The 20,429-nt window shown below is 59.1% G+C and carries 18 protein-coding genes; 16 read left to right on the top strand and 2 right to left on the bottom strand.

Annotated elements, in window-relative coordinates:
* Positions 1 to 13 precede the first annotated feature (13 nt).
* The 8 genes from rodA to CPter91_RS23465 all read left to right on the top strand — a co-directional run bounded on the left by rodA (position 14) and on the right by CPter91_RS23465 (position 7,259).
* A complete protein-coding gene (rodA, locus tag CPter91_RS23500) occupies positions 14 to 1,126 on the top strand; it encodes a rod shape-determining protein RodA (protein WP_061944963.1) in 1,113 nt (370 codons plus the stop codon).
* 75 nt (positions 1,127 to 1,201) lie between these two features.
* On the top strand, positions 1,202 to 2,314 hold the full coding sequence (locus CPter91_RS23495; protein WP_061944960.1) for a septal ring lytic transglycosylase RlpA family protein: 1,113 nt from the start codon (positions 1,202 to 1,204) through the stop codon (positions 2,312 to 2,314).
* Between the two features lie 227 nt (positions 2,315 to 2,541).
* A complete protein-coding gene (phnC, locus tag CPter91_RS23490; RefSeq protein ID WP_236905896.1) occupies positions 2,542 to 3,387 on the top strand; it encodes a phosphonate ABC transporter ATP-binding protein in 846 nt (281 codons plus the stop codon).
* A gap of 64 nt (positions 3,388 to 3,451) precedes the next feature.
* Positions 3,452 to 4,426: a phosphonate ABC transporter substrate-binding protein gene (gene phnD / locus CPter91_RS23485; RefSeq protein ID WP_061944954.1), complete on the top strand. Its 975-nt coding sequence runs from the start codon at positions 3,452 to 3,454 to the stop codon at positions 4,424 to 4,426.
* A 27-nt stretch (positions 4,427 to 4,453) separates the two neighbouring features.
* Positions 4,454 to 5,233: a phosphonate ABC transporter, permease protein PhnE gene (gene phnE, locus CPter91_RS23480; RefSeq protein ID WP_414649086.1), complete on the top strand. Its 780-nt coding sequence runs from the start codon at positions 4,454 to 4,456 to the stop codon at positions 5,231 to 5,233.
* Between the two features lie 139 nt (positions 5,234 to 5,372).
* Positions 5,373 to 5,858 (top strand): GNAT family N-acetyltransferase, encoded by a 486-nt coding sequence (locus CPter91_RS23475; protein ID WP_061944951.1) that lies wholly within the window; start codon positions 5,373 to 5,375, stop codon positions 5,856 to 5,858.
* Positions 5,859 to 5,948: 90 nt separating this feature from the next.
* Complete coding sequence (locus CPter91_RS23470; protein ID WP_167595214.1) at positions 5,949 to 6,800, top strand: D-hexose-6-phosphate mutarotase; 852 nt, start codon at positions 5,949 to 5,951, stop codon at positions 6,798 to 6,800.
* Between the two features lie 51 nt (positions 6,801 to 6,851).
* Positions 6,852 to 7,259: a hypothetical protein gene (locus CPter91_RS23465; protein WP_061944946.1), complete on the top strand. Its 408-nt coding sequence runs from the start codon at positions 6,852 to 6,854 to the stop codon at positions 7,257 to 7,259.
* Positions 7,260 to 7,329: 70 nt separating this feature from the next.
* On the opposite strand, the gene fmt is transcribed toward CPter91_RS23465, so the two are convergent.
* Both fmt and def read right to left on the bottom strand, forming a co-directional pair.
* Positions 7,330 to 8,283 carry a methionyl-tRNA formyltransferase gene (gene fmt / locus CPter91_RS23460; RefSeq protein ID WP_061944943.1) on the bottom strand — a complete coding sequence of 318 codons (954 nt, stop codon included), beginning with the start codon at positions 8,281 to 8,283 and terminating at the stop codon, positions 7,330 to 7,332.
* A 105-nt stretch (positions 8,284 to 8,388) separates the two neighbouring features.
* Entirely contained in the window at positions 8,389 to 8,919 is a 531-nt protein-coding gene (def, locus tag CPter91_RS23455; RefSeq protein WP_061944935.1) for a peptide deformylase, read from the bottom strand.
* 204 nt (positions 8,920 to 9,123) lie between these two features.
* On the opposite strand from def, the gene CPter91_RS23450 reads away from it, so the two are divergent.
* The 8 genes from CPter91_RS23450 to CPter91_RS23415 all read left to right on the top strand — a co-directional run bounded on the left by CPter91_RS23450 (position 9,124) and on the right by CPter91_RS23415 (position 20,399).
* The gene (locus CPter91_RS23450; RefSeq protein ID WP_061944934.1) at positions 9,124 to 10,197 is read left to right on the top strand and encodes a LysM peptidoglycan-binding domain-containing protein; all 1,074 of its coding nucleotides are present in this window, start codon (positions 9,124 to 9,126) and stop codon (positions 10,195 to 10,197) included.
* A gap of 89 nt (positions 10,198 to 10,286) precedes the next feature.
* Positions 10,287 to 11,423 carry a DNA-processing protein DprA gene (gene dprA / locus CPter91_RS23445; RefSeq protein ID WP_417924828.1) on the top strand — a complete coding sequence of 379 codons (1,137 nt, stop codon included), beginning with the start codon at positions 10,287 to 10,289 and terminating at the stop codon, positions 11,421 to 11,423.
* 172 nt (positions 11,424 to 11,595) lie between these two features.
* Positions 11,596 to 12,075, top strand: coding sequence for a Smg family protein (locus tag CPter91_RS23440; protein WP_061944929.1), 480 nt, complete (start codon positions 11,596 to 11,598; stop codon positions 12,073 to 12,075).
* A 310-nt stretch (positions 12,076 to 12,385) separates the two neighbouring features.
* A complete protein-coding gene (locus CPter91_RS23435) occupies positions 12,386 to 15,019 on the top strand; it encodes a DNA topoisomerase III (RefSeq protein WP_061944927.1) in 2,634 nt (877 codons plus the stop codon).
* Between the two features lie 198 nt (positions 15,020 to 15,217).
* The gene (locus CPter91_RS23430) at positions 15,218 to 16,390 is read left to right on the top strand and encodes a pyridoxal phosphate-dependent aminotransferase (RefSeq protein WP_061944925.1); all 1,173 of its coding nucleotides are present in this window, start codon (positions 15,218 to 15,220) and stop codon (positions 16,388 to 16,390) included.
* A 287-nt stretch (positions 16,391 to 16,677) separates the two neighbouring features.
* Positions 16,678 to 17,634 (top strand): sugar ABC transporter substrate-binding protein, encoded by a 957-nt coding sequence (locus CPter91_RS23425; RefSeq protein WP_061944922.1) that lies wholly within the window; start codon positions 16,678 to 16,680, stop codon positions 17,632 to 17,634.
* A gap of 109 nt (positions 17,635 to 17,743) precedes the next feature.
* Positions 17,744 to 19,360, top strand: a complete 1,617-nt coding sequence (locus CPter91_RS23420) for a sugar ABC transporter ATP-binding protein (RefSeq protein WP_082793553.1) — start codon at positions 17,744 to 17,746, stop codon at positions 19,358 to 19,360.
* 37 nt (positions 19,361 to 19,397) lie between these two features.
* The gene (locus CPter91_RS23415; RefSeq protein ID WP_061946568.1) at positions 19,398 to 20,399 is read left to right on the top strand and encodes an ABC transporter permease; all 1,002 of its coding nucleotides are present in this window, start codon (positions 19,398 to 19,400) and stop codon (positions 20,397 to 20,399) included.
* Positions 20,400 to 20,429 lie beyond the last annotated feature (30 nt).

Genomic DNA, 20,429 nt, shown 5'->3' with positions numbered 1-20,429 from the left:
TGAAAGCAACAGCATGAGCCTGGGCGACAAATACGCGTGGCTGCGCAGCGTCAAATCGCACATCATGGTGTTCGATGCGGCGCTGTCGCTGATCATGTTCCTGATCCTGTCGGTCGGCATCGTTACGCTGTATTCCGCCGGCATCGATTTTCCGGGCCGGGTGGAAGACCAGTTGCGCAATATCCTGGTGGCGTTCGTCATCATGTGGGTGGCCGCCAACATACCGCCGCAGACCCTGATGCGCTTCGCGGTGCCGATCTATACGATAGGCGTGGCGCTGCTGATTGCGGTGGCCTTGTTCGGCATCGTCAAGAAGGGTTCGCGCCGCTGGATCAATTTCGGCGTGGTCATCCAGCCGTCAGAGATCATGAAAATCGCCATGCCGCTGATGCTGGCCTGGTATTTCCAGAAGCGCGAAGGCATGATCACCTGGCGCGACTACCTGGTGGCGGCGTTGTTGCTGGCCTTGCCGGTCGGCCTGATCATCCGTCAGCCGGACCTCGGTACCGGTACTCTGGTGCTGGCGGCCGGCTTCTATGTGATTTTCCTGGCCGGCCTGTCCTGGCGCGTGCTGCTTGGACTGGCGGTGGCGGTTGGTGCCAGCCTGCCGGTGCTGTGGTCGGTATTGCACGATTACCAGCGACAGCGCGTGATGATGCTGATCGACCCCACTTCCGATCCGCTGGGCAAAGGCTTCCACATCATCCAGTCGACCATCGCGGTCGGTTCCGGCGGCATCTTCGGCAAAGGCTGGCTGAAAGGCACGCAGGCGCATCTGGAGTTCATCCCTGAACGCACCACCGATTTCATCTTTGCGGTGTTTTCCGAAGAATTCGGCCTGATCGGCAACGGTGTCCTGCTGTTCCTGTACATGCTGCTGATCGGGCGCGGCATGATGATCGCGGTCAATGCGCCAACCATGTTCACGCGCCTGCTGGCCGGCTCCATCACGCTGATCTTCTTTACTTATGCGTTCGTCAACATGGGCATGGTCAGTGGCATTTTGCCGGTGGTTGGCGTACCTTTGCCGTTCATGAGCTATGGCGGCACGGCGCTGGTGACCCTGGGCCTGGGAGCCGGTATCCTGATGAGCATCCAGCGTCATCGCAAACTGATACAGACATAACATGGTTGAACTTGTGCGCCTGCAGTCAGGTCCATTACGGCTGTACCGCAGTCATCGGAATCATAGGGAGAGTGCATGCTAGGCAAGCAGGGCGGAAAGCGTAAGGCGAGCGCTGGCTACAGCGTGGTGAGCTACTCGAGCGTATTGCTGGCGGCCCTGATCCTGGCCGGCTGCGGCAGCTCGCCGAAAGCGCCTTCCTCTTCGGCGTCGCCGGTCAAGACGACGGCAGGCGTGCGTGGCGGGCCTGCACTGCCCGCAGCAGGCTCCGGCCGCGGTGGCTACTACAAGGATGACGGTCCGGGCGATGTCACGCCTGAGGGGCTGCTGGACGTGCCGGATGCGGTGCCGACGATCGAACCTTATTCGCGCACCGGCAACAAGCCCTATGTTGTTTTTGGCAAGACCTATACGCCGATGACCGATGACCAGCCTTTCAAGCAGCGCGGCACCGGCAGCTGGTATGGCAAGAAATTCCATAATCAAAAGACATCGTCCGGCGAACTGTACGATATGTACAAGATGACCGCCGCGCATCCGACCTTGCCGATTCCATCCTATGCCCGGGTCACCAACCTGAAAACCGGCGCCCAGGTGATCGTGCGGGTCAACGATCGCGGGCCGTTTCATTCCAGCCGCATTATCGACTTGTCTTACACGGCGGCGCTGAAGCTGGGTTATCTCGGCAGTGGCAGCGGCCAGCTGGAAGTGGAGCGTTTGCTGCCGGCGGATATCATCGCCATGAACAAGCAGCGCCAGAACGGCACGCTGGCAGCGGCGACGCCGCCAGCGCTGCTTGAGCCGGCCAGGGACAACAGCGCGCCGGCAACCGTGGTCGCTGAATCGGTGGACATGCCGGTGCTGACGGCGCAACCGCTGCTGCTTGATCCGCCGTCATCCCCCCCTGCGGGCACGACCGCTCCCGCCTTGGCGCAGAGCGATGGCAACAGTACTTTGGCCAGCGGCTTCTATCTGCAATTCGGCGCCTATTCCCAGCAAGCCAATGCCGATGGCGCCCGCAATCGCCTGATGCAGGAATTGTCCGGCCTGGTTGACTCCCTCAACAGCGTCGCCGTCAACGGCCTGTATCGCCTGTACGCAGGGCCTTACACCAGCCGTTCCGATGCCGACAACATCCTGCAGCAGATCCGCCAGCGCACCAGCGTCAATCCGATTGTGGTGCAGCGCTAGGCTGCGCCGCGCTCAGCACGGCACCATTGCCCAAGCCGGGTGCAGGCCAATCGGATTTTCTTTCCTGTAAAAAAGTAATTCCCAACAGTAACCAAGCCACTCAAAACAGACTTGTAGATTGTCTACAAATTTGCTGTTTGTAATCGAATGGTCACAATACTTTCATACGCCTGACATATTTGACCGCAATACTTCGGCCATTCAAAAGCGTAATGGCGGTAACAATCATGGTCGAAATCAAAGGTTTATCAAAGACGTTCCGCGGCGGTTTCCGTGCTCTGGACAATGTCAGTCTGCGTTTCGCGCAAGGCGAAATGGTGGCGTTGATCGGTGCATCCGGTTCAGGAAAATCAACGCTGTTGCGACATATTTCCGGCCTGATGGCGGCAGATAGCAGCGGCGGCACGATTTCCATTGATGGCAAGTCGGTGCAGAAGGACGGCCAGGTCGATCGCAATATCCGCGCGGTCCGCGCCAACGTCGGTTTTGTCTTCCAGCAGTTCAATCTGGTCGGCCGCTTGCCGGTTCTGACGAATGTCCTGACCGGCGGCTTGTCGCGCATGCCGCTCTGGCGCAGCTGCTTCAAATTGTTTACCGCGGAAGAAAAAGCGCTCGGCCTGGAAGCGCTGGCGCGTGTCGGCATCTCCGACCATGCCTACAAGCGTGCATCAGCGATCTCCGGCGGTCAGCAGCAACGGGCGGCGATCGCTCGCACTATCGTGCAGAAGGCGCGCGTGGTGCTGGCAGATGAACCGATTGCTTCACTGGACCCGGAATCGGCGCGGCGTGTGATGCAAACGCTGGCCGACGTTAACCAGCGCGACAAGAGCACTGTCATCGTTTCCCTGCATCAGGTCGATGTGGCGCTGCGTTTCTGTCCGCGTACGGTGGCGCTGCACAAAGGCCGGGTGGTATACGACGGCCCCTCCAGCGCTTTGACCGAAGCCATGCTGCGCGATCTGTACGGCAGCGAGGCGGAAGACATCCTGGGCAGCTCCAACAGCCTGACCCGGCCGGCCGCCGCCGTGCCGACGCCGTTCGACAGCATCCCGGCAATGGCGGTCGCCGCCTGAACCTCTCCAGTTTCCACGCACCAGCTTATCCAATCACATCCATCCTCATCTGGAGTTTCATATCATGTTTGCAAAATTATTTTCCGGCGCCGCAATGACCCTGGCGATGCTGGCGGCGACGACTGCGCACGCCGACGACGCCAAAGTACTGAACTTCGGCATCATCTCCACCGAATCGTCGCAAAACCTGAAGCAGGACTGGCAGCCGGTGCTGGATGAAATGAGCAAGCGCATCGGCGTCAAGGTCAACGGCTTCTTTGCCTCCGACTACGCCGGCATCATCGAAGGCATGCGTTTCGGCAAGGTGCAGATGGGCTGGTTCGGCAACAAGTCGGCGATGGAAGCGGTCGACCGTGCCAGCGGTGAAGTGTTCGCACACGTGGTCAATCCGGATGGCACATCGGGTTATTACAGCCTGGTCGGCGTACAGAAAGACAGCCCGTACAAGAGCATCGAAGACGTCCTGAAGAATTCCAAGAATCTGACTTTCGGTATCGGTGATCCGAATTCGACTTCCGGTTTCCTGCTACCGAACTACTATATCTTCGCCAAGAACAATGTTGATCCGAAAACTGCATTCAAGGTTATCCGTACTTCCAACCATGAAGCCAACATCCTGGCTGTGGCCAACAAGCAGCTCGATTCCGCCGTGTTTGCATCCGATACCATGGACCGCATCGAAGAGCGTCAGCCTGCCGTTGCCAAGGAAGTGCGCATCGTCTGGAAATCGCCGCTGATCGCTGCCGATCCGCTGGTATGGCGCAAGGATCTGCCGGCCGACGTCAAGGCCAAGGTCAAGGATTTTTTCGTCAACTACGGCAAGACCGGTCCTAACGCCGCGGCAGAAAAAGCGCAGCTGGCCAAGCTGCAATACAGCGGCTTTGCCGAGTCCAGCAATGTCCAGCTGAATCCTATCCGCCAGCTGGAACTGTTCAAGCAAAAGGGCAAGCTGGAAGCCGACGAGAACCTGAGCGCCGACGAAAAGAAGACCAAGCTTGACGACATCAACCGCAAATTGTCCGACCTGGCCAAATCCTAAGCAATGACTAGTTCCGTACCTCTGAAAATGCAAACCACGTTTCCTGTCCCGCCCAAGCAATCGATCGGCCGGACGCTGTTCTGGGGCGTGCTGCTGGCAATCCTGATCGCGTCATGGAAGGGCGCAGACATGCGCCCGCTGGAACTGCTGCGCGACGGCGGCAACATGGGCACCTACGCCGCCAGCTTTTTCCCGCCTGACTTCCACGAGTGGCGCACTTACCTGCAAGAACTGCTGGTGACGATACAGATTGCCGTCTGGGGTACGGCGCTGGCGGTGGTGTGCGCCGTGCCGTGCGGCTTGCTGGCGTCGTCGAACATTGCGCCAGCCTGGGTCAACCAGCCGGTGCGCCGCTTGATGGATGCGGCACGGGCGATCAATGAAATGGTGTTTGCCATGCTGTTTGTGGTGGCGGTCGGCCTGGGGCCGTTTGCCGGTGTCCTGGCGCTGTTCGTCGCCACTACCGGGACGCTGTCGAAGCTGTTTTCTGAAGCAGTGGAAGCCATCGATCCACAACCGGTCGAAGGCATCCGCGCCACCGGCGCCAATGCCCTGGAAGAGATTGTCTACGGCGTCTTGCCGCAAGTGATGCCGCTGTGGATTTCCTATGTGCTGTATCGCTTCGAAGCCAATGTCCGTTCGGCGACGGTAGTCGGCATGGTCGGCGCCGGCGGTATCGGCGTGATCCTGTGGGAAGTGATCCGCAGCTTCGAATACGCACAAACCTGTGCCGTGCTGATCATGATCGTGGTGGCCGTGAGCATGATCGACCTGGTGTCGTCGCGTATGCGCAAACTGTTTATCTAAATATCTAAATATCTAAATCATTGCTGTTTTTTCTCGATGACGGGGCGCCTGCGTTGCAGGCGCCCCGTCATTTTTCCATGCGCGGAATTTTCGGTATAGTCTTTATCCTTTCGCATATTTCGCTATGGAGCAAAGAACCATGACCGCCGATCATTCCCTGCCGCACGTTACAGTGCGTCAGGCCACGCCTGACGATGCCGATATCCTGGTGGCCTTGCTGGCCGAGATGGACGATACCCCTGCTCGGGCAGCCACGCTGGATGCGGCCGGTGCTCGCAAGATCATGGCGGAGATGGCGGCCTATCCTTATTTCCGCGCTTACCTGGTGTTTGCCGACGATGTCGCGGTCGGCACCTTCAGCATGCTGGCGTTCTGCAGCCTGACGCATGAAGGCACCCGCCAGGCGGTGCTGGATGCCGTGGTCATCAGCCGCGCCTGCCGCGGCCAGGGCATCGGCAGCGTGATGCTGGATCATGCCGTGCGGATCGCCGGCGAGGCGGGCTGCTACAAGATCGCACTGTCGTCCAACCTGAAGCGGATGGATGCGCATCGCTTCTATGAAAATTTCGGCTTTACCCAGCATGGCATCAGCCTGGTGGTGCCTGTACCCAAACCACACGCATGATTGTCATGGGGATGGCTGAATCGATGCATCGGTCTTCAGAAATGTGTGGCTCTGGCGCATAATATGCGGACAGCCACAGGAGAGATGATTTTGCCGAATTCAGAAAATCCGCAACCGACCAACGATTTCCTTATTGCCAGCTCTGCCGACGGCGCGCAGGTAAAAGTGAGTTTGCATGGCGCCCATATCTGTTCATGGTGCACGCCGGACGGCGTCGAACGTCTGTTCATGAGCCCGCTTAATTCCTGGCGCAACGACAGCGCCATTCGTGGCGGCATACCGGTGGTGTTCCCGCAGTTCTCCAACGAAGGCCCGTTGCCCAAGCACGGCTTTGCGCGCGTCAGCCTGTGGAGCTTGCTGGAGACTTCCCGCCAGATCGACGGCAGCGGCTTGATCCGCCTGGGTCTCAGCGATTCCGAGGAAACCCGGAGCGTATTTCCGCATGCCTTCTCTCTGGAATTGCGCGTTGAGTTTTCCGGGCAGGAGCTGAATACAGAACTGCTGGTAACCAATACCGGAGATCAGCCTTTCGAATTTACCTGCGCCTTGCATACCTACCTGAGCACGCAGCTCGCCGCCGCTGCGGTGTATGGACTCGCCGGGCATCAGTACCGGGATTCAATGGATGAGCGCCGCGTCAAGCAAGAGGATGCGGAAGTCCTGCATATCAGGGAAGAAGTCGATCGCGTTTACTTCGCTGTCGACAAACCGGTCACCTTGAGCGATCACCAGCACAGCGTGATTGCAAGCCAGGCCGGGTTTGCCGATGCGGTGGTGTGGAATCCCTGGGAAACCGGTTGCGCGAGAATCGCCGATCTGAAATTGGATTCGTATCAGCATTTTGTTTGTATTGAAGCTGCCACGATTCAACATCCGATTACATTGGCGGCGCAAGCGAGCTGGAGCGGATCTCAGAATCTGGAATGCCTGTTGTTAGGCTGAGTTTCTTGTGCAGGCAGCTTCGGATAAGTGTGTATTTTTTGAATAGTGAAAATGGATCAAGAAAGCATTAAAAATTACTTTAAGCTGACGAATATGGTGATGCTGACACTGTCCGCTGCAATAGGTGCGGTCCTCTACCATATGGGTTTGACGAACCCGGAGCTTGTTCAGAAAGAGTCGCAAATTGTTTTGCTGTTGTTGCTTCTTACAATCTGCTATTTTTTTATTGAAACGGGTGCGCTACGTCGACTTACTTGCCGAACAAGATTTTCGATGAGAGACAATCCATTGCTCAAAATGGCAATTGGGAGATTGTGTGCTGTACTTGCGATGGGCGCGCCCGTGTATTACCGATATGTTATCGATGGCCTGTTTAGCCAGATCGCGTTTTCTGTCCTGACGTCTATGTTTGTTGGCGGAATTTTTGAGTCTTATCGACTTTTCAGAATGGTGGAATAGCTGGCCATCATTTTCTGACATCATCAGTTCGCGGAAAAATAATAGAGCCTGATAACGGGGCTCTATCTTCTCACCCAAATCGCCCGCCTTGCATCGGAAAAGCCCGCAAGAATTCAGCCACCGGCAAGCGCTTGCCCCCCGGTTTCTGCAATTCGGTAATCCGCAAAGCGCCGCTGCCGCAAGCCACCACCACGCCATCCTGCGGATCGGCGCTGAGGATGGTTCCGGGAGCAGCCTTGTTGTCAGAGCTAATCGCTTGCGCTCGCCACAGCTTCAGGGTGATGCCAGCGAATGAAGCGGAAGCGGCGGGGAAGGGATTGAATGCCCGTATCTTGCGTTCCAGCATCTCTGCCGGCAGCTTGAAATCAAGCGCTGCCTCTTCCTTGCTGATCTTGGCGGCGTAGGTCACGCCTTCCTCCGGTTGCGGCGTTGCCTGCAACGCATCTTGTTCCATGCGGACCAGCGCTTCGACTATCATTTCGCCGCCAAGCTTTGCCATCTTGTCATGCAGGCTGCCGGTGGTGTCGTCGGCAGCAATCGCCATTTTTTCGATCAGCAGCATGGCGCCGGTATCCAGGCCCTGGTCCATTTGCATGATGGTGATGCCGGTCTCGCTGTCGCCGGCTTCGATCGCGCGGTGGATAGGCGCCGCGCCGCGCCAGCGTGGCAGCAGCGAGCCGTGGATGTTGAGGCAGCCGCGCGGTGGGATGGTGAGCACGCTGAGTGGCAGGATCAGGCCGTAGGCAGCCACCACCATGACATCGTGCGGCGTCGCTTGCAGCAGTTGATGCGCCTCGCTGGCGATCTCTGGGTACTTGCCATCCAGTCGCAGCGATACCGGTTGCGCTACCGGGATCTGGTGATCGAGTGCGAATTGCTTGACCGGCGAAGCATGCAGCTGCATGCCGCGGCCGGCCGGGCGGTCCGGCTGGGTCAGGACCAGCACGATCTGGTGGCCGGCGTCGTGCAAGGCCTTGAGCGCCACGGCGGCGAATTCGGGAGTACCGGCGAAGATGATTTTCATGGTGAGCGAGAAGACGGAAGGGTGGCCAAAATGACTACGGGACAAACTGCAAGAGCCGTTGACAGGGCGCTGCTTGCAGTTTGTCCCGCAACATGGAAAAGATGCTTATCTTGTACCGTATTGCTTGTCGCGTTTCTGTTCGCGCTCTTCCTTGAGCATCTTGGCCTTGATGCGGTTGCGCTTCAGCGGTGACAGATATTCAACGAATACCTTGCCTTGCAAGTGATCCATCTCGTGCTGGATGCAGACCGCCAGCAAGCCATCGGCGTCGACCTCAAACGGCTGGCCGTCAGCGTCCAGGGCGCGCACTTTCACGCGCGCAGGACGTTCGACGCCATCGTAGACGCCCGGCACCGACAGGCAGCCTTCGTCGTAAATCTGCTTTTCTTCGCTGGCCCAGAGAATCTGCGGATTGATGAAAACCCGCAGGTCGGTGCCGGTATCGGAAGTATCGATCACCACCAGCTGTTCATGGACATCGACTTGCGAAGCAGCCAGGCCGACGCCGGGCGCTTCGTACATGGTTTCGGCCATGTCGGCGATCAATTTTTTTAACCGACTGTCAAAAACTGTCACTGGCTTGGCAATTTTGTGCAAGCGGACGTCGGGATAACGAAGAATATTTAATAAGGACATGCTTGAATACGTAACAATTAGGCGGTTTGGAAGGGGTTTTCTCTTGCTAGTTCAATCGATTATGGGCAAAATTTGATTCACTATGGCAAGTTTTTTGCTTTATTTTGCTTTACCAAAATCAAATGCCGTGGCGACGAACCGGCCGGGAGCCGAAAAGCTCCAGGGTACAGGCGCCAATTTAACGCAGTATTCACCGGAAACAATATGAAAAAGTTTAGCACAGCTGCACTCCTTCTTGCTTTATGCACCGGATTTGGCATTTCAAGCATGGCCCACGCCCAGGCAGTCAAGACCATGCGCTGCGAGTTTTTGCCGAATGCTCCGGACCAGCACGTGGTAGTGCGTGGCGACACGCTGTGGGGAATTTCCGGTCATTTCTTGCAACATCCATGGTGCTGGCCGCAAGTGTGGGGCCTGAATCAGGACCAGATCCGCAATCCGCACTGGATCTATCCAGGCCAGATCGTGTATTTCGACCGCGTCAACGGCCGCCTGCGCCTGGGCAATAGCACCAGCGGCGAACCCGGCGTGGTCAAGCTGTCGCCGCAAGTGCGGGTGCAAGGCATCGGCCGCGATGCGATTACGACCATTTCCACCGATGCCATCGGCCCTTTCCTGTCGCAGCCGCTGATCATCGAAGGCGACGACTTGAAAAGCGCACCGCATATCGTGGCAGTACAGGAAGGGCACATGAACCTGGGCAAGGGCGATAAAGCCTATGTGCGCGGCGACCTGGCGGATGCGACTGCATTCCAGGTATTCCGTCCCGGCAATCCGCTCAAGGATCCGGTCAGCGGCAAGGTCATCGCCAACGAAGCGCTGTACCTGGGCACCTTGAAACTTGAACGCCGCGGCAGCACGCCGGATGAGGCGGCAACTTTCAGCGTGGTCGACGTCAAGGAAGAAATGCAGGTCGGCGACCGCATCATTCCGCGGCCGGTCGAACCGATCCTGAATTACGTGCCGCATGCGCCGGCAGGCAATGTCGACGCCCGCATCGTCTCCATCTATGGCGGCGTAGCCACGGCAGCGCAGAACCAGATCGCCACCATCAATCAGGGCAGGGCTGACAATATCGACGTCGGCACGGTGCTGCAGTTGTCCCGCCTGGGCGCGACCATCAAGGATCCTGCCGATCACAACAAGAAGGTCAAGCTGCCGGACGAACAATACGGTACCCTGTTCATCTTCCGCGTGTTCAACCATATTTCGTATGGCTTGATCATGGAAGTCCAGAATACGGTCGATATCGGCGACACCGCCAGATCGCCACAATAAGGGTCTTTGCTGTCAACAACGAAAATCTTCACGACGATGATGGTGGCTCCAGTCTGAGCCACCATCGGGCCGCTATCGATGCCGACGAGTTGGCATCCTGGCTGCGTCTCGAACAGACTGCCGGAGTCGGCGCCGAAACTGCGCGCCGCTTGCTGGCTGCCTTCGGCCTACCGGCCAGCATCTTTTCCACTTCATTCTCCGCCCTGCACAAGGTTGTGCCCGGACGCATCGCTCATGCCTTGCTGGCGGCGCCGTCGGACGCTACCCTGGCGCTGATCGAACGCACCCTGGAATGGCTGCAGCAAGCGGGCAACCGCTTGCTGACTCTGGCGGACGCCGACTACCCGCATGCGTTGCTGGACATCAGCGATCCGCCGCTGATGCTGTATGTGAAGGGGCGCGTCGAATTGCTGGCACGCCCGGCGTTGGCGGTGGTCGGCAGCCGCAATGCGACGGCGCAGGGCATCGCCAATGCCGAGCGCTTCGCGGAAATCCTTAGCCAGCGCGGCCTGACCGTCATCTCCGGCCTGGCCCTGGGCATCGATGCTGCCGCCCATCAGGGCGCTTTGCGCGGCGCAGCCGGCAATGCGGAAGCCGGCAGCACCATCGCCGTGATCGGCACCGGCGCCGACATCGTTTACCCGGCGCGCAATCGCGGCTTGGCGCACCAGATCGCTGAAGCGGGCTGCATTGTCAGCGAGTATCCGCTGGGCATGCCCGGCATCGCGGCCAATTTCCCGCGCCGCAACCGCATCGTTTCCGGCCTGGCGCGCGGCGTGCTGGTGGTGGAAGCCGCGGCCCAGTCGGGTTCGCTGATTACCGCCCGCATGGCGGCCGAGCAGGGGCGCGACGTGTTTGCCATTCCGGGTTCGATCCACTCGCCGCTGGCTAAAGGTTGCCATCAACTGATCAAGCAGGGCGCCAAGCTGGTGGAGTCGGCGCAGGATATCCTGGAAGAGTTGCGGTCTTTCCACACGCCGGGGCAGGCGAACTCAGAGGCTGGCAGCGCTGGTGATGAGACCCAGGCCGCCGTCGAGGCAACTGTAGAGGCAACCGATGACGATCAAAAATTATTACGGCAGCTCGGCTATGATCCGGTCAGTTTCGATGTGCTGGCAGCGCGCTGCAGCAGCGACGCGGCCAGCTTGAACGGCCGTTTGCTGGCACTGGAACTGGCTGGCCTGATCGAAGTTCTGCCCGGCGGTCTTTACCGTCGCCTTGATTGATATTGCTGTAACGCATTTAACGTCTAATGTGCGATTTCGCGCAGCTTTGCGCAAATCCTGCGATACTAATATACGTATACTGACGCTCGAAGCTGCAACATTGTTGTAAAGCATTTCATTGTTAAGTTGCACTTTACTTGTCACACCCTTACCTTAGCGATACAGTAGAACCATGTTTGAAGTCCTCGTTTATCTGTATGAAACTTATTATCGGCCCGATGCCTGCCCTGAACCGGAGGCCTTGGTCAAGAAGCTGTCGGCGATCGGCTTTGAAGAAGACGAGATCACCAAAGCCCTCGGCTGGCTGACGGATCTGGCGGAAGCCAATCACGAATTCGCCGATAAGTATCCGCAGCAAACCTCTTTTTCCTTTGGCATCCGCATCTACGCCCAGCAGGAAATTGACGTGCTGGGCATAGCCGCGATTGGATTCATCCAGTTCCTGGAATCGGCCAAGATGCTCAACCCTGTGCAGCGCGAGATCGTGATCGAGCGTGCATTGACCGTCAGCGAGACCCCGGTTCCGCTCGACAAACTCAAGGTGATCGTGCTGATGGTGCTATGGAGTCAGGGCAAGGAGCCGGACGGCTTGATGTTCGACGAGCTGTTCCTCGACGAAGACGACGAACCCGAACCGCGCCTCTTGCATTAGCCGCGCTGAGCGCCATCTGCCCCTATATCGGAAGAGCTGCGCGGCAGACCTGCGCATTTGCAGCCGCACTTGCAGCCGCACTTGCAGCTTTTCCAGCAACCCGCTTATCATTGGCCGCAATATTTGCCCGCCACAGTGCTGATGTTGCTATCAGCCGTGGAGTTGGCAGCGAAATCGTCTGGTGTATTATGAGAGAATTTCTCTCTGGCAACCAAAATTCCGAATTGCCGCGATGGCTAAAAAACAAGCCATGGCGTGCATAAGCAAAAAAATGCGCTGAAATAATGCGCGCTACTTTCGAGACAACACTATGAGCAAGACCCTCATCATTGCCGAGAAACCTTCTGTCGCGAACGATATCGCGAAGACGCTCGGCGGCTTCACCAAGCACGATGAGTACTTTGAATCCGACGAATACGTCCTGTCATCGGCCGTCGGCCATTTGCTGGAAATCGCGGTTCCTGAAGAATACGACGTCAAACGCGGCAAGTGGACCTTCACTCATCTGCCGATGATCCCGCCGCACTTTGCGTTGAACCCGATCGCCAAGACCGAGTCGCGCCTGAAGGTGCTCAACAAGCTGATCAAGCGCAAGGATGTCACCGCCCTGATCAACGCCTGCGACGCCGGGCGTGAAGGCGAGCTGATTTTCCGCCTGATCGCGCAATATACGAAAGCCAAGCAGCCGGTCAAGCGCCTGTGGCTGCAATCGATGACGCCAGGCGCGATCCGCGACGGCTTCACCCATCTGCGCGAAGACAAGGACATGCTGCCGCTGGCCGACGCTGCCCGCTGTCGCAGCGAAGCGGACTGGCTGATCGGCATCAACGGTACGCGTGCAATGACCGCCTTCAATTCGAAAGAAGGCGGTTTCTATTTGACCACCGTCGGCCGGGTGCAGACGCCGACGTTGTCGATCGTGGTCGAGCGCGAAGAGAAGATCAAGAAGTTCGTGCCGCGAGATTTCTGGGAAGTGCGCGCCGAATTCGTCTGCGCTGCCGGCATCTACGAAGGCCGCTGGCTCGATACCGCGCACAAGAAGGACGAGAACGATCCGGAAAAGCGCGCTGAGCGCCTGTGGAGCAAGGCTGCCGCCGAATCCATCGTGGCTGCCTGCCGCGGTAAGCTAGGCAACGTCAAGGAAGAGTCGAAGCCGACCACCTCGATGGCGCCGGCGCTGTTCGACCTGACCAGCCTGCAGCGCGAAGCGAACTCGCGCTTTGGCTTTTCCGCTAAGAACACCCTCGGCCTGGCGCAGGCACTGTACGAAAAGCACAAGGTGCTGACTTACCCGCGTACCGATTCGCGCCACTTGCCGGAAGATTACCTGAGCACCGTCAAGCAGGCGTTGGAGACGGTTTCGGAAAACAATAACTACCAGCAGTTCGCTGCACAGATCCTGAACAAGGGCTGGGTCAAGCCAAACAAGCGCATTTTCGACAACACCAAGATCAGCGATCACTTTGCGATCATCCCGACCACGCAGGCGCCGAAGAATCTGTCGGAACCGGAACAGAAACTGTACGACTTGGTGACGCGCCGCTTCATGGCCGTGTTTTTCCCGGCCGCCGAATTCCAGGTCACCACCCGCTACACCGAAGTCTCCGGCCATCAGTTCAAGACTGAAGGCAAGGTCATGACCAATCCGGGCTGGCTGGCGATCTACGGCAAGGAAGCCGCGGATGAAAAGGATCCGGAGAACAGCGGCACGCTGGTTGCCGTGGCCAAGGACGAGAAGGTCAAGACCGACAAGATTACCGCCAACGGCCTGGTCACCAAGCCGCCCGCGCGCTACACGGAAGCGACCTTGCTGTCCGCCATGGAAGGCGCCGGCAAGCTGCTGGATGACGGCGACCTGCGCGAAGCAATGGCCGGCAAAGGCCTCGGTACACCGGCCACGCGTGCTGCCATCATCGAAGGTTTGCTGAACGAAAAATACCTGCTGCGCGAAGGTCGGGAAATGATGCCGACCGCAAAGGCGTTCCAGCTGATGACCCTGCTGCACGGCCTCGGCGTGGATGAACTGACCGAGCCGGAGTTGACCGGCGAGTGGGAGCACAAGCTGTCGCAGATCGAACGCGGCACCATCAGCCGTGAAGAGTTCATGCGTGAAATCGCGCAGCTGACCCAGATCATCGTCAAGCGCGCCAAGGAATACGATAACGATACGATCCCGGGCGACTACGCTACCTTGCTGGCGCCCTGTCCGAACTGCGGCAGCGTGGTCAAGGAAAACTATCGCCGCTTCGCCTGCACCAAGTGCGAATTTTCGATGAGCAAGACGCCAGGTAGCCGCCAGTTCGAAATTCCTGAAGTGGAAGAACTGCTGACCAAGCGCACCATCGGTCCGCTGCAGGGTTTCCGTTCCAAGATGGGCCGGCCGTTTGCCGCCATCCTGAAAATCAGCCGCGACGAAGAAATCAAGAATTTCAAGCTGGAGTTCGATTTCGGCCAGAATGACGGCGAAGGCGAAGATGGCGAAGGCGTCGATTTCACCGGCCAGACCGCTTTAGGCCCTTGCCCGAAATGTGCCAGCGGCGTGTACGAGATGGGCTTGGCCTACGTCTGCGAAAAAACCGTCGCCAAGCCGAAGGCTTGCGATTTCCGCAGCGGCCGCATCATCTTGCAGCAGGAAATCCTGCCGGAACAAATGGTCAAGCTGCTCAACGACGGCAAGACCGATCTGCTGCCGGGCTTCATTTCGCAGCGCACGCGCCGTCCGTTCAAGGCCTTCCTGGTCAAGGGCAAGGACGGCAAGGTCAGCTTCGAGTTTGAAGAGCGCAAAGCCAAGGCCCCCGCCAAGGGCAAGGCCAAGGCGGCGGCCGTGGAAACCGAAGATGACGCCGCTGAAGTCAAGGCGGTAGCGAAGAAGCCGGCCGCCAAGAAACCCGCGGCCAAAAAGGCGGCTCCCAAAAAAGTCGTCGCCAAACGCAAGGCAGCCTAAGCGCTGACCTGCATTCAACGTAGGGTGGGCACAGCGTGCCCACGCGTGAACTCTCCAGTTACATGCCTGCTTGGGCGCCACACGGGTCCGTACTCCGGTTATCGCGGTTACGCGTGGGCACGCTGTGCCCACCCTACGGCCGTCCAAATGAGACTTTGGGCTACACTTGGAGTTCGTTTTCGTTAACCGGATCTTGCCATGTCTCTGGATCATCCCGCAGTTGCCCGTGCCCTGGTGCGTGAAATGGGCGCCTCGCGTATCCGCGAAGTTGCCAATGTCGGCATCGGCCGCAACGACGTGCTGCCGTTCTGGTTCGGCGAGCCGGACCAGGTGACGCCGGCTTTCATCCGCGATGCCGCCAAGGCGGCGCTGGACGATGGCGATACCTTCTATACCCACAACTACGGCATCCCACCCTTGCGCGAAGCGATCGCCAAGTATCTGTCCAGCTTGCATCAGCCGATTGACGCCGGCCGCATCGCGGTCACGTCTTCCGGCGTTTCCGCCCTGATGGTGCTGGCGCAGCTGATCATCAGTCCAGGCGACCGCGTGGTGGCGGTGACGCCGCTGTGGCCGAATGTCAGCGAGATCCCGAAAATCCTCGGCGCCGAAGTGGTGCGCGTGGCCTTGCAGTTTGGCGAAACCTGGGAGCTCGACCTGCAGCAGTTGCTGGGCGCGCTGACGCCCGGCACCCGCGCCGTACTGCTGAATTCGCCCAACAATCCCACCGGCTGGGTGATGCCGCGAGCGCAGCAGGAGATCGTGCTGGCGCACTGTCGCCGGCATGGTATCTGGATCGTCGCCGACGATGTCTATGAGCGGCTGGTGTACAGCGAGCAGCCGCATCCCTGCGCTCCTTCTTTCCTGGACATCGCTGATGCCGACGATCGCGTGATTTCCTCCAACAGCTTTTCCAAGTCTTGGCTGATGACCGGCTGGCGGCTCGGCTGGCTGGTGGCGCCGCCGGCGCTGATGCCGGATCTCGGCAAGCTGATCGAATTCAACACTTCTTGCGCGCCCGGTTTTGTGCAGCGTGCCGGCATTGTCGCCATCGAACGCGGCGATGAAATCATCGGCAATACCGTGGCCCGTTACCGGCTGGCGCGCGACTTTCTCTATGAACGCTTGAACGCCTTGCCGGGCATTACCGCGCCGCGGCCGAAGGGCGCCATGTATCTGTTCTTCCGCGTCGACGGCGTCAACGACAGCCTGGCGCTGTGCAAGCAGCTGGTGCGCGACGCCGGTCTCGGGCTGGCGCCGGGCAATGCCTTTGGCGCCGAAGGGGAGGGCTATGTGCGCTGGTGTTTCGCCAGTTCCCTGGAACGCCTGGAAGACGGCGTGCAACGCCTGCAGCGCTTCCTGTCTGCCTGAGCAATTCCTGCCCATGAAGCTGCTGCCGCGATGCTTGCCAGGGGCGCAGCTTGTTGCGCAACGGTGTTGATTTTCTTGCAAGTGAGTCCTGGCAGTTCCCGTTGTTAGCCAGGCAATAAACGCCTGGCGATCAATTCTCGACCTTTTTTTTTGCCGATTCTGGTGCTATCATCAAAAAACGCGCAAACGTTTGCGCGTTGCAAATGATGGCATGCCGGCCCGAACGGATATGCCGTTTGACAAGACTTATTGGTAAAAATTTTAATAACGACTTCAGGAGACTTTTGATGAATACCCGTATCCGCCTCAAGCTGATTGCCGCCACCATTCTTGTTTGTGCCTTGCCTTCCCTGCCAGCCATGGCGCAGACTGCCGCCAAGCCGAAGGTTGCGCTGGTGATGAAGTCGCTGGCCAATGAATTTTTCCTGACCATGGAAAACGGCGCCAAGGAACACCAGAAGGCGCATGCCGCCCAATACGACCTGATCGCCAACGGCATCAAGGACGAAACCGATACCTCGAACCAGATCAAGATCGTCGAACAGATGATCGTTTCCAAGGTTAACGGCCTGGTGATCGCGCCGGCCGATTCCAAGGCGCTGGTGCCTGTCATCAAGAAGGCGATCGACGCCGGCATCATCGTGGTCAATATCGACAACAAGCTGGATGACGCCGCGCTCAAGGAAAAAGGCATCACCGTGCCGTTTGTCGGTCCGGATAACCGCCTGGGCGCCAAGCTGGTCGGCGACTACCTGGCCAAGCAGATCAAGTCCGGCGACAAGGTCGCCATCATCGAAGGCGTTTCCACCACTTTCAATGCCCAGCAACGCACCCTGGGTTTCCAGGATGCCATGAAGACAGTCGGCGCCAATGTGGTGGCAGTGCAGTCCGGTCAATGGGAAATGGACCCGGGCAACAAGGTTGCCGCTGCTATCCTGAACGCCCATCCTGACGTCAAGGCGCTGCTGGCCGGCAATGACAACATGGCGCTCGGCGCGGTCGCAGCAGTCAAGGCGGCAGGCAAGACTGGCAAGGTGCTGGTGGTCGGCTATGACAACATCAACGCCATCAAGCCGATGCTGAAAGACGGCCGCGTGCTGGCTACCGCCGACCAGTTTGCTTCGCAACAGGCCGTGTTCGGCATCGAAACTGTCTTGAAGGCGATCACCGACAAGAAGGCGCAGAACACGCTGGGCGGTACGGTTGAAACCAAAGTCGCGCTGGTGACTAAAGACAGCAAGTAAGCGCTCCGTAACTCAGTAACTTATTGCGGCACACGGTTGCGTTGCCGCCGCGCCTAAGGCGCGGCGGCGAGTCCTGTCCGCACCAGCTTTGCCATTGGTGGAGGACTACATGTCCAACGAATTCATCGCGGCGCACCCGTCTGACGTGCCCGCCGCTACTCCTGCAACTTCTGCAACTCCCGTATTGCTACACCTGACCGGCATCGGCAAGACCTATGTCGAACCGGTATTGAGCGACGTCTCGATCAGCATCAGCCCCGGCCAGATCCTGGCCCTGACCGGCGAGAACGGCGCCGGCAAGAGCACGCTCTCGAAAATCGTCTGCGGCCTGGTGCAAGCCACCACCGGCAGCATGCTGCTGGACGGCCAGAGTTACCAGCCGGCTTCGCGCAAGGAGGCTGAACAGCTCGGCATCCGCATGGTAATGCAGGAGCTGAACCTGATTCCCACCCTCAGCATCGCTGAAAACCTGTTCCTGAACCAGCTGCCGCATCGCTTCGGCTGGATCGACAAGGCTAGGCTGGCGGAAGCCACGCGTCAGCAGATGGCGGCGGTCGGCCTGACCGATCTCGATCCCTGGACGCCGGTCGGCGAACTGGGCGTAGGCCACCAGCAAATGGTCGAGATCGCCCGCAACCTGATCGGCAGCTGCCGTTTGCTGGTGCTGGACGAACCGACCGCCATGCTGACCAGCCGCGAAGTCGAGCTGCTGTTCAAGCAGATCGCCCGCCTGCAGTCGGAAGGCGTGGCGATCATTTATATTTCGCATCGGCTGGAAGAATTGAAAAGGGTCGCCGACCGCATCGCCGTGCTGCGCGATGGCCAGCTGGTGTGCGACGATCCGATCGCCGGCTATAGTACTGACGCGCTGGTGCAGCTGATGGTCGGGCGTGCGGCGGAAGCTGAGCTTGATCTCGGACACCGCACTATTGGCGCACCCTTGTTGCGTGTGCGTGAACTCGGACGCGGCAGTGTCGTGGCGCCGACTTCCTTCGACCTGCGCGCAGGTGAAATTCTGGGCATCGCAGGCTTGATCGGCTCCGGCCGCACCGAATTGCTGCGCCTGATTTTCGGCGCCGACCACGCGGATCACGGCCAGGTATTCATCGGCGACCAGACCGAAGCTGCCAGGATTTCATCGCCGAAGGAGGCGGTGGCGGCCGGCATCGCCATGATCACCGAAGACCGCAAGAGCCAGGGTTTGCTGTTGCCGCAATCGATAGGCTTGAACACCACTTTGTCGAAACTGTCGTCGGTGAGTCGCTTTGGCGTGCTCGACAAGCAAGCTGAAAGCGCCGTTGCGGACGACTATATCAAGCGCCTGCGGATCCGTTCGCGCGACGGCAACCAGGCGGCCGGCGAACTGTCCGGCGGCAATCAGCAGAAGGTCGTGATTGCGCGCTGGCTGTACCGCGATTGCCCGATCATGCTGTTTGACGAGCCTACCCGCGGCATCGATATCGGCGCCAAGTTCGACATCTACAAACTGCTGGCGGAATTATCGCGCCAGGGCAAGGGCTTGCTGATCGTCTCCAGCGACCTGCGGGAACTAATGCTGATCTGTGACCGCATCGCGGTGATGAGCGCCGGCAAACTGGTCGATACATTCGAGCGCGGCGCCTGGAGCCAGGAGACGATTCTGGCGTCGGCCTTCAGCGGCTACATGAACAATGGCGATGACAGCGGCGCTGCCGCGGCTGAGCCATCCACCGCGCAAGCAGCTTGAAGTACGCTGCTGCGCTGTAATCAACATACTGAAAATCATGACAACTTCTTCCCGTTCGTCTTCTCGTTTGTCGTCCCGCTGGTCATCATTTAACGGTAGCATTTCCGGCCTGAAGAATTATCTGGGCCTGATCGGCGCCCTGCTGGCCATGTGTGCACTGTTCTCGGTGTTAAGCGAGAATTTCCTCACCGCTGCGACCTTTACCACGCTGTCCAACGACATCCCGACGCTGGTAGTGATGGCAGTCGGCATGACCTTCGTGCTGATCATCGGCGGCATCGACCTCTCGGTCGGTTCGGTGATGGCGCTGGCAGCGTCGGTGCTGTCGATGGCGATGGTGCGCTGGGGCTGGCCTTTGTTTACGGCCGGGATTCTGGCCATGCTGGTGGCCAGCCTGTGCGGCATGGTGACCGGCCTGATCTCGGTCGGCTGGCGCATTCCCTCGTTCATCGTATCGCTGGGTGTGCTGGAAATGGCGCGTGGCCTGGCATACCAGGTCACCAACTCGCGCACTGAATACATCGGCAGCGCGGTCGACGGCATCAGTTCACCTATCCTGTTCGGCATGTCGCCGGCCTTTATCTCGGCCATTGTGATCGTCATCGTCGGCCACCTGGTGCTGACCAAGACCGTGCTCGGGCGCCACTGGATCGGCATCGGCACCAATGAAGAAGCAGTGCGCCTGGCCGGCATCAACCCGCGTCCTCCCAAGGTGCTGGTGTTCGCCTTGATGGGCTTGCTGGCTGGCGTCGGCGCCTTGTTCCAGGTCTCGCGCCTGGAAGCCGCCGATCCGAATGGCGGCGTCGGCATGGAGCTGCAGGTGATTGCGGCCGTGGTGATCGGCGGCACCAGCCTGATGGGCGGCCGCGGTTCCGTCATCAGCACCTTCATCGGCGTCCTCATCATCTCGGTGCTGGAAGCCGGCCTGGCGCAAGTCGGCGTCAGCGAACCGATGAAACGCATCATCACCGGCCTGGTCATCGTCGCCGCGGTGGTGCTGGATACCTATCGTCGCCGCGGCGAGCGTTCTACACATTAATTTGCAAGCAGGCTACGGCTTCGTTTCTGG

This window comes from Collimonas pratensis (assembly GCF_001584185.1).
Lineage (GTDB): Bacteria > Pseudomonadota > Gammaproteobacteria > Burkholderiales > Burkholderiaceae_D > Collimonas > Collimonas pratensis.
The sequence above is the reverse complement of the archived record's forward strand: the minus strand, read 5'-3'. Positions and strand labels throughout refer to the sequence as shown.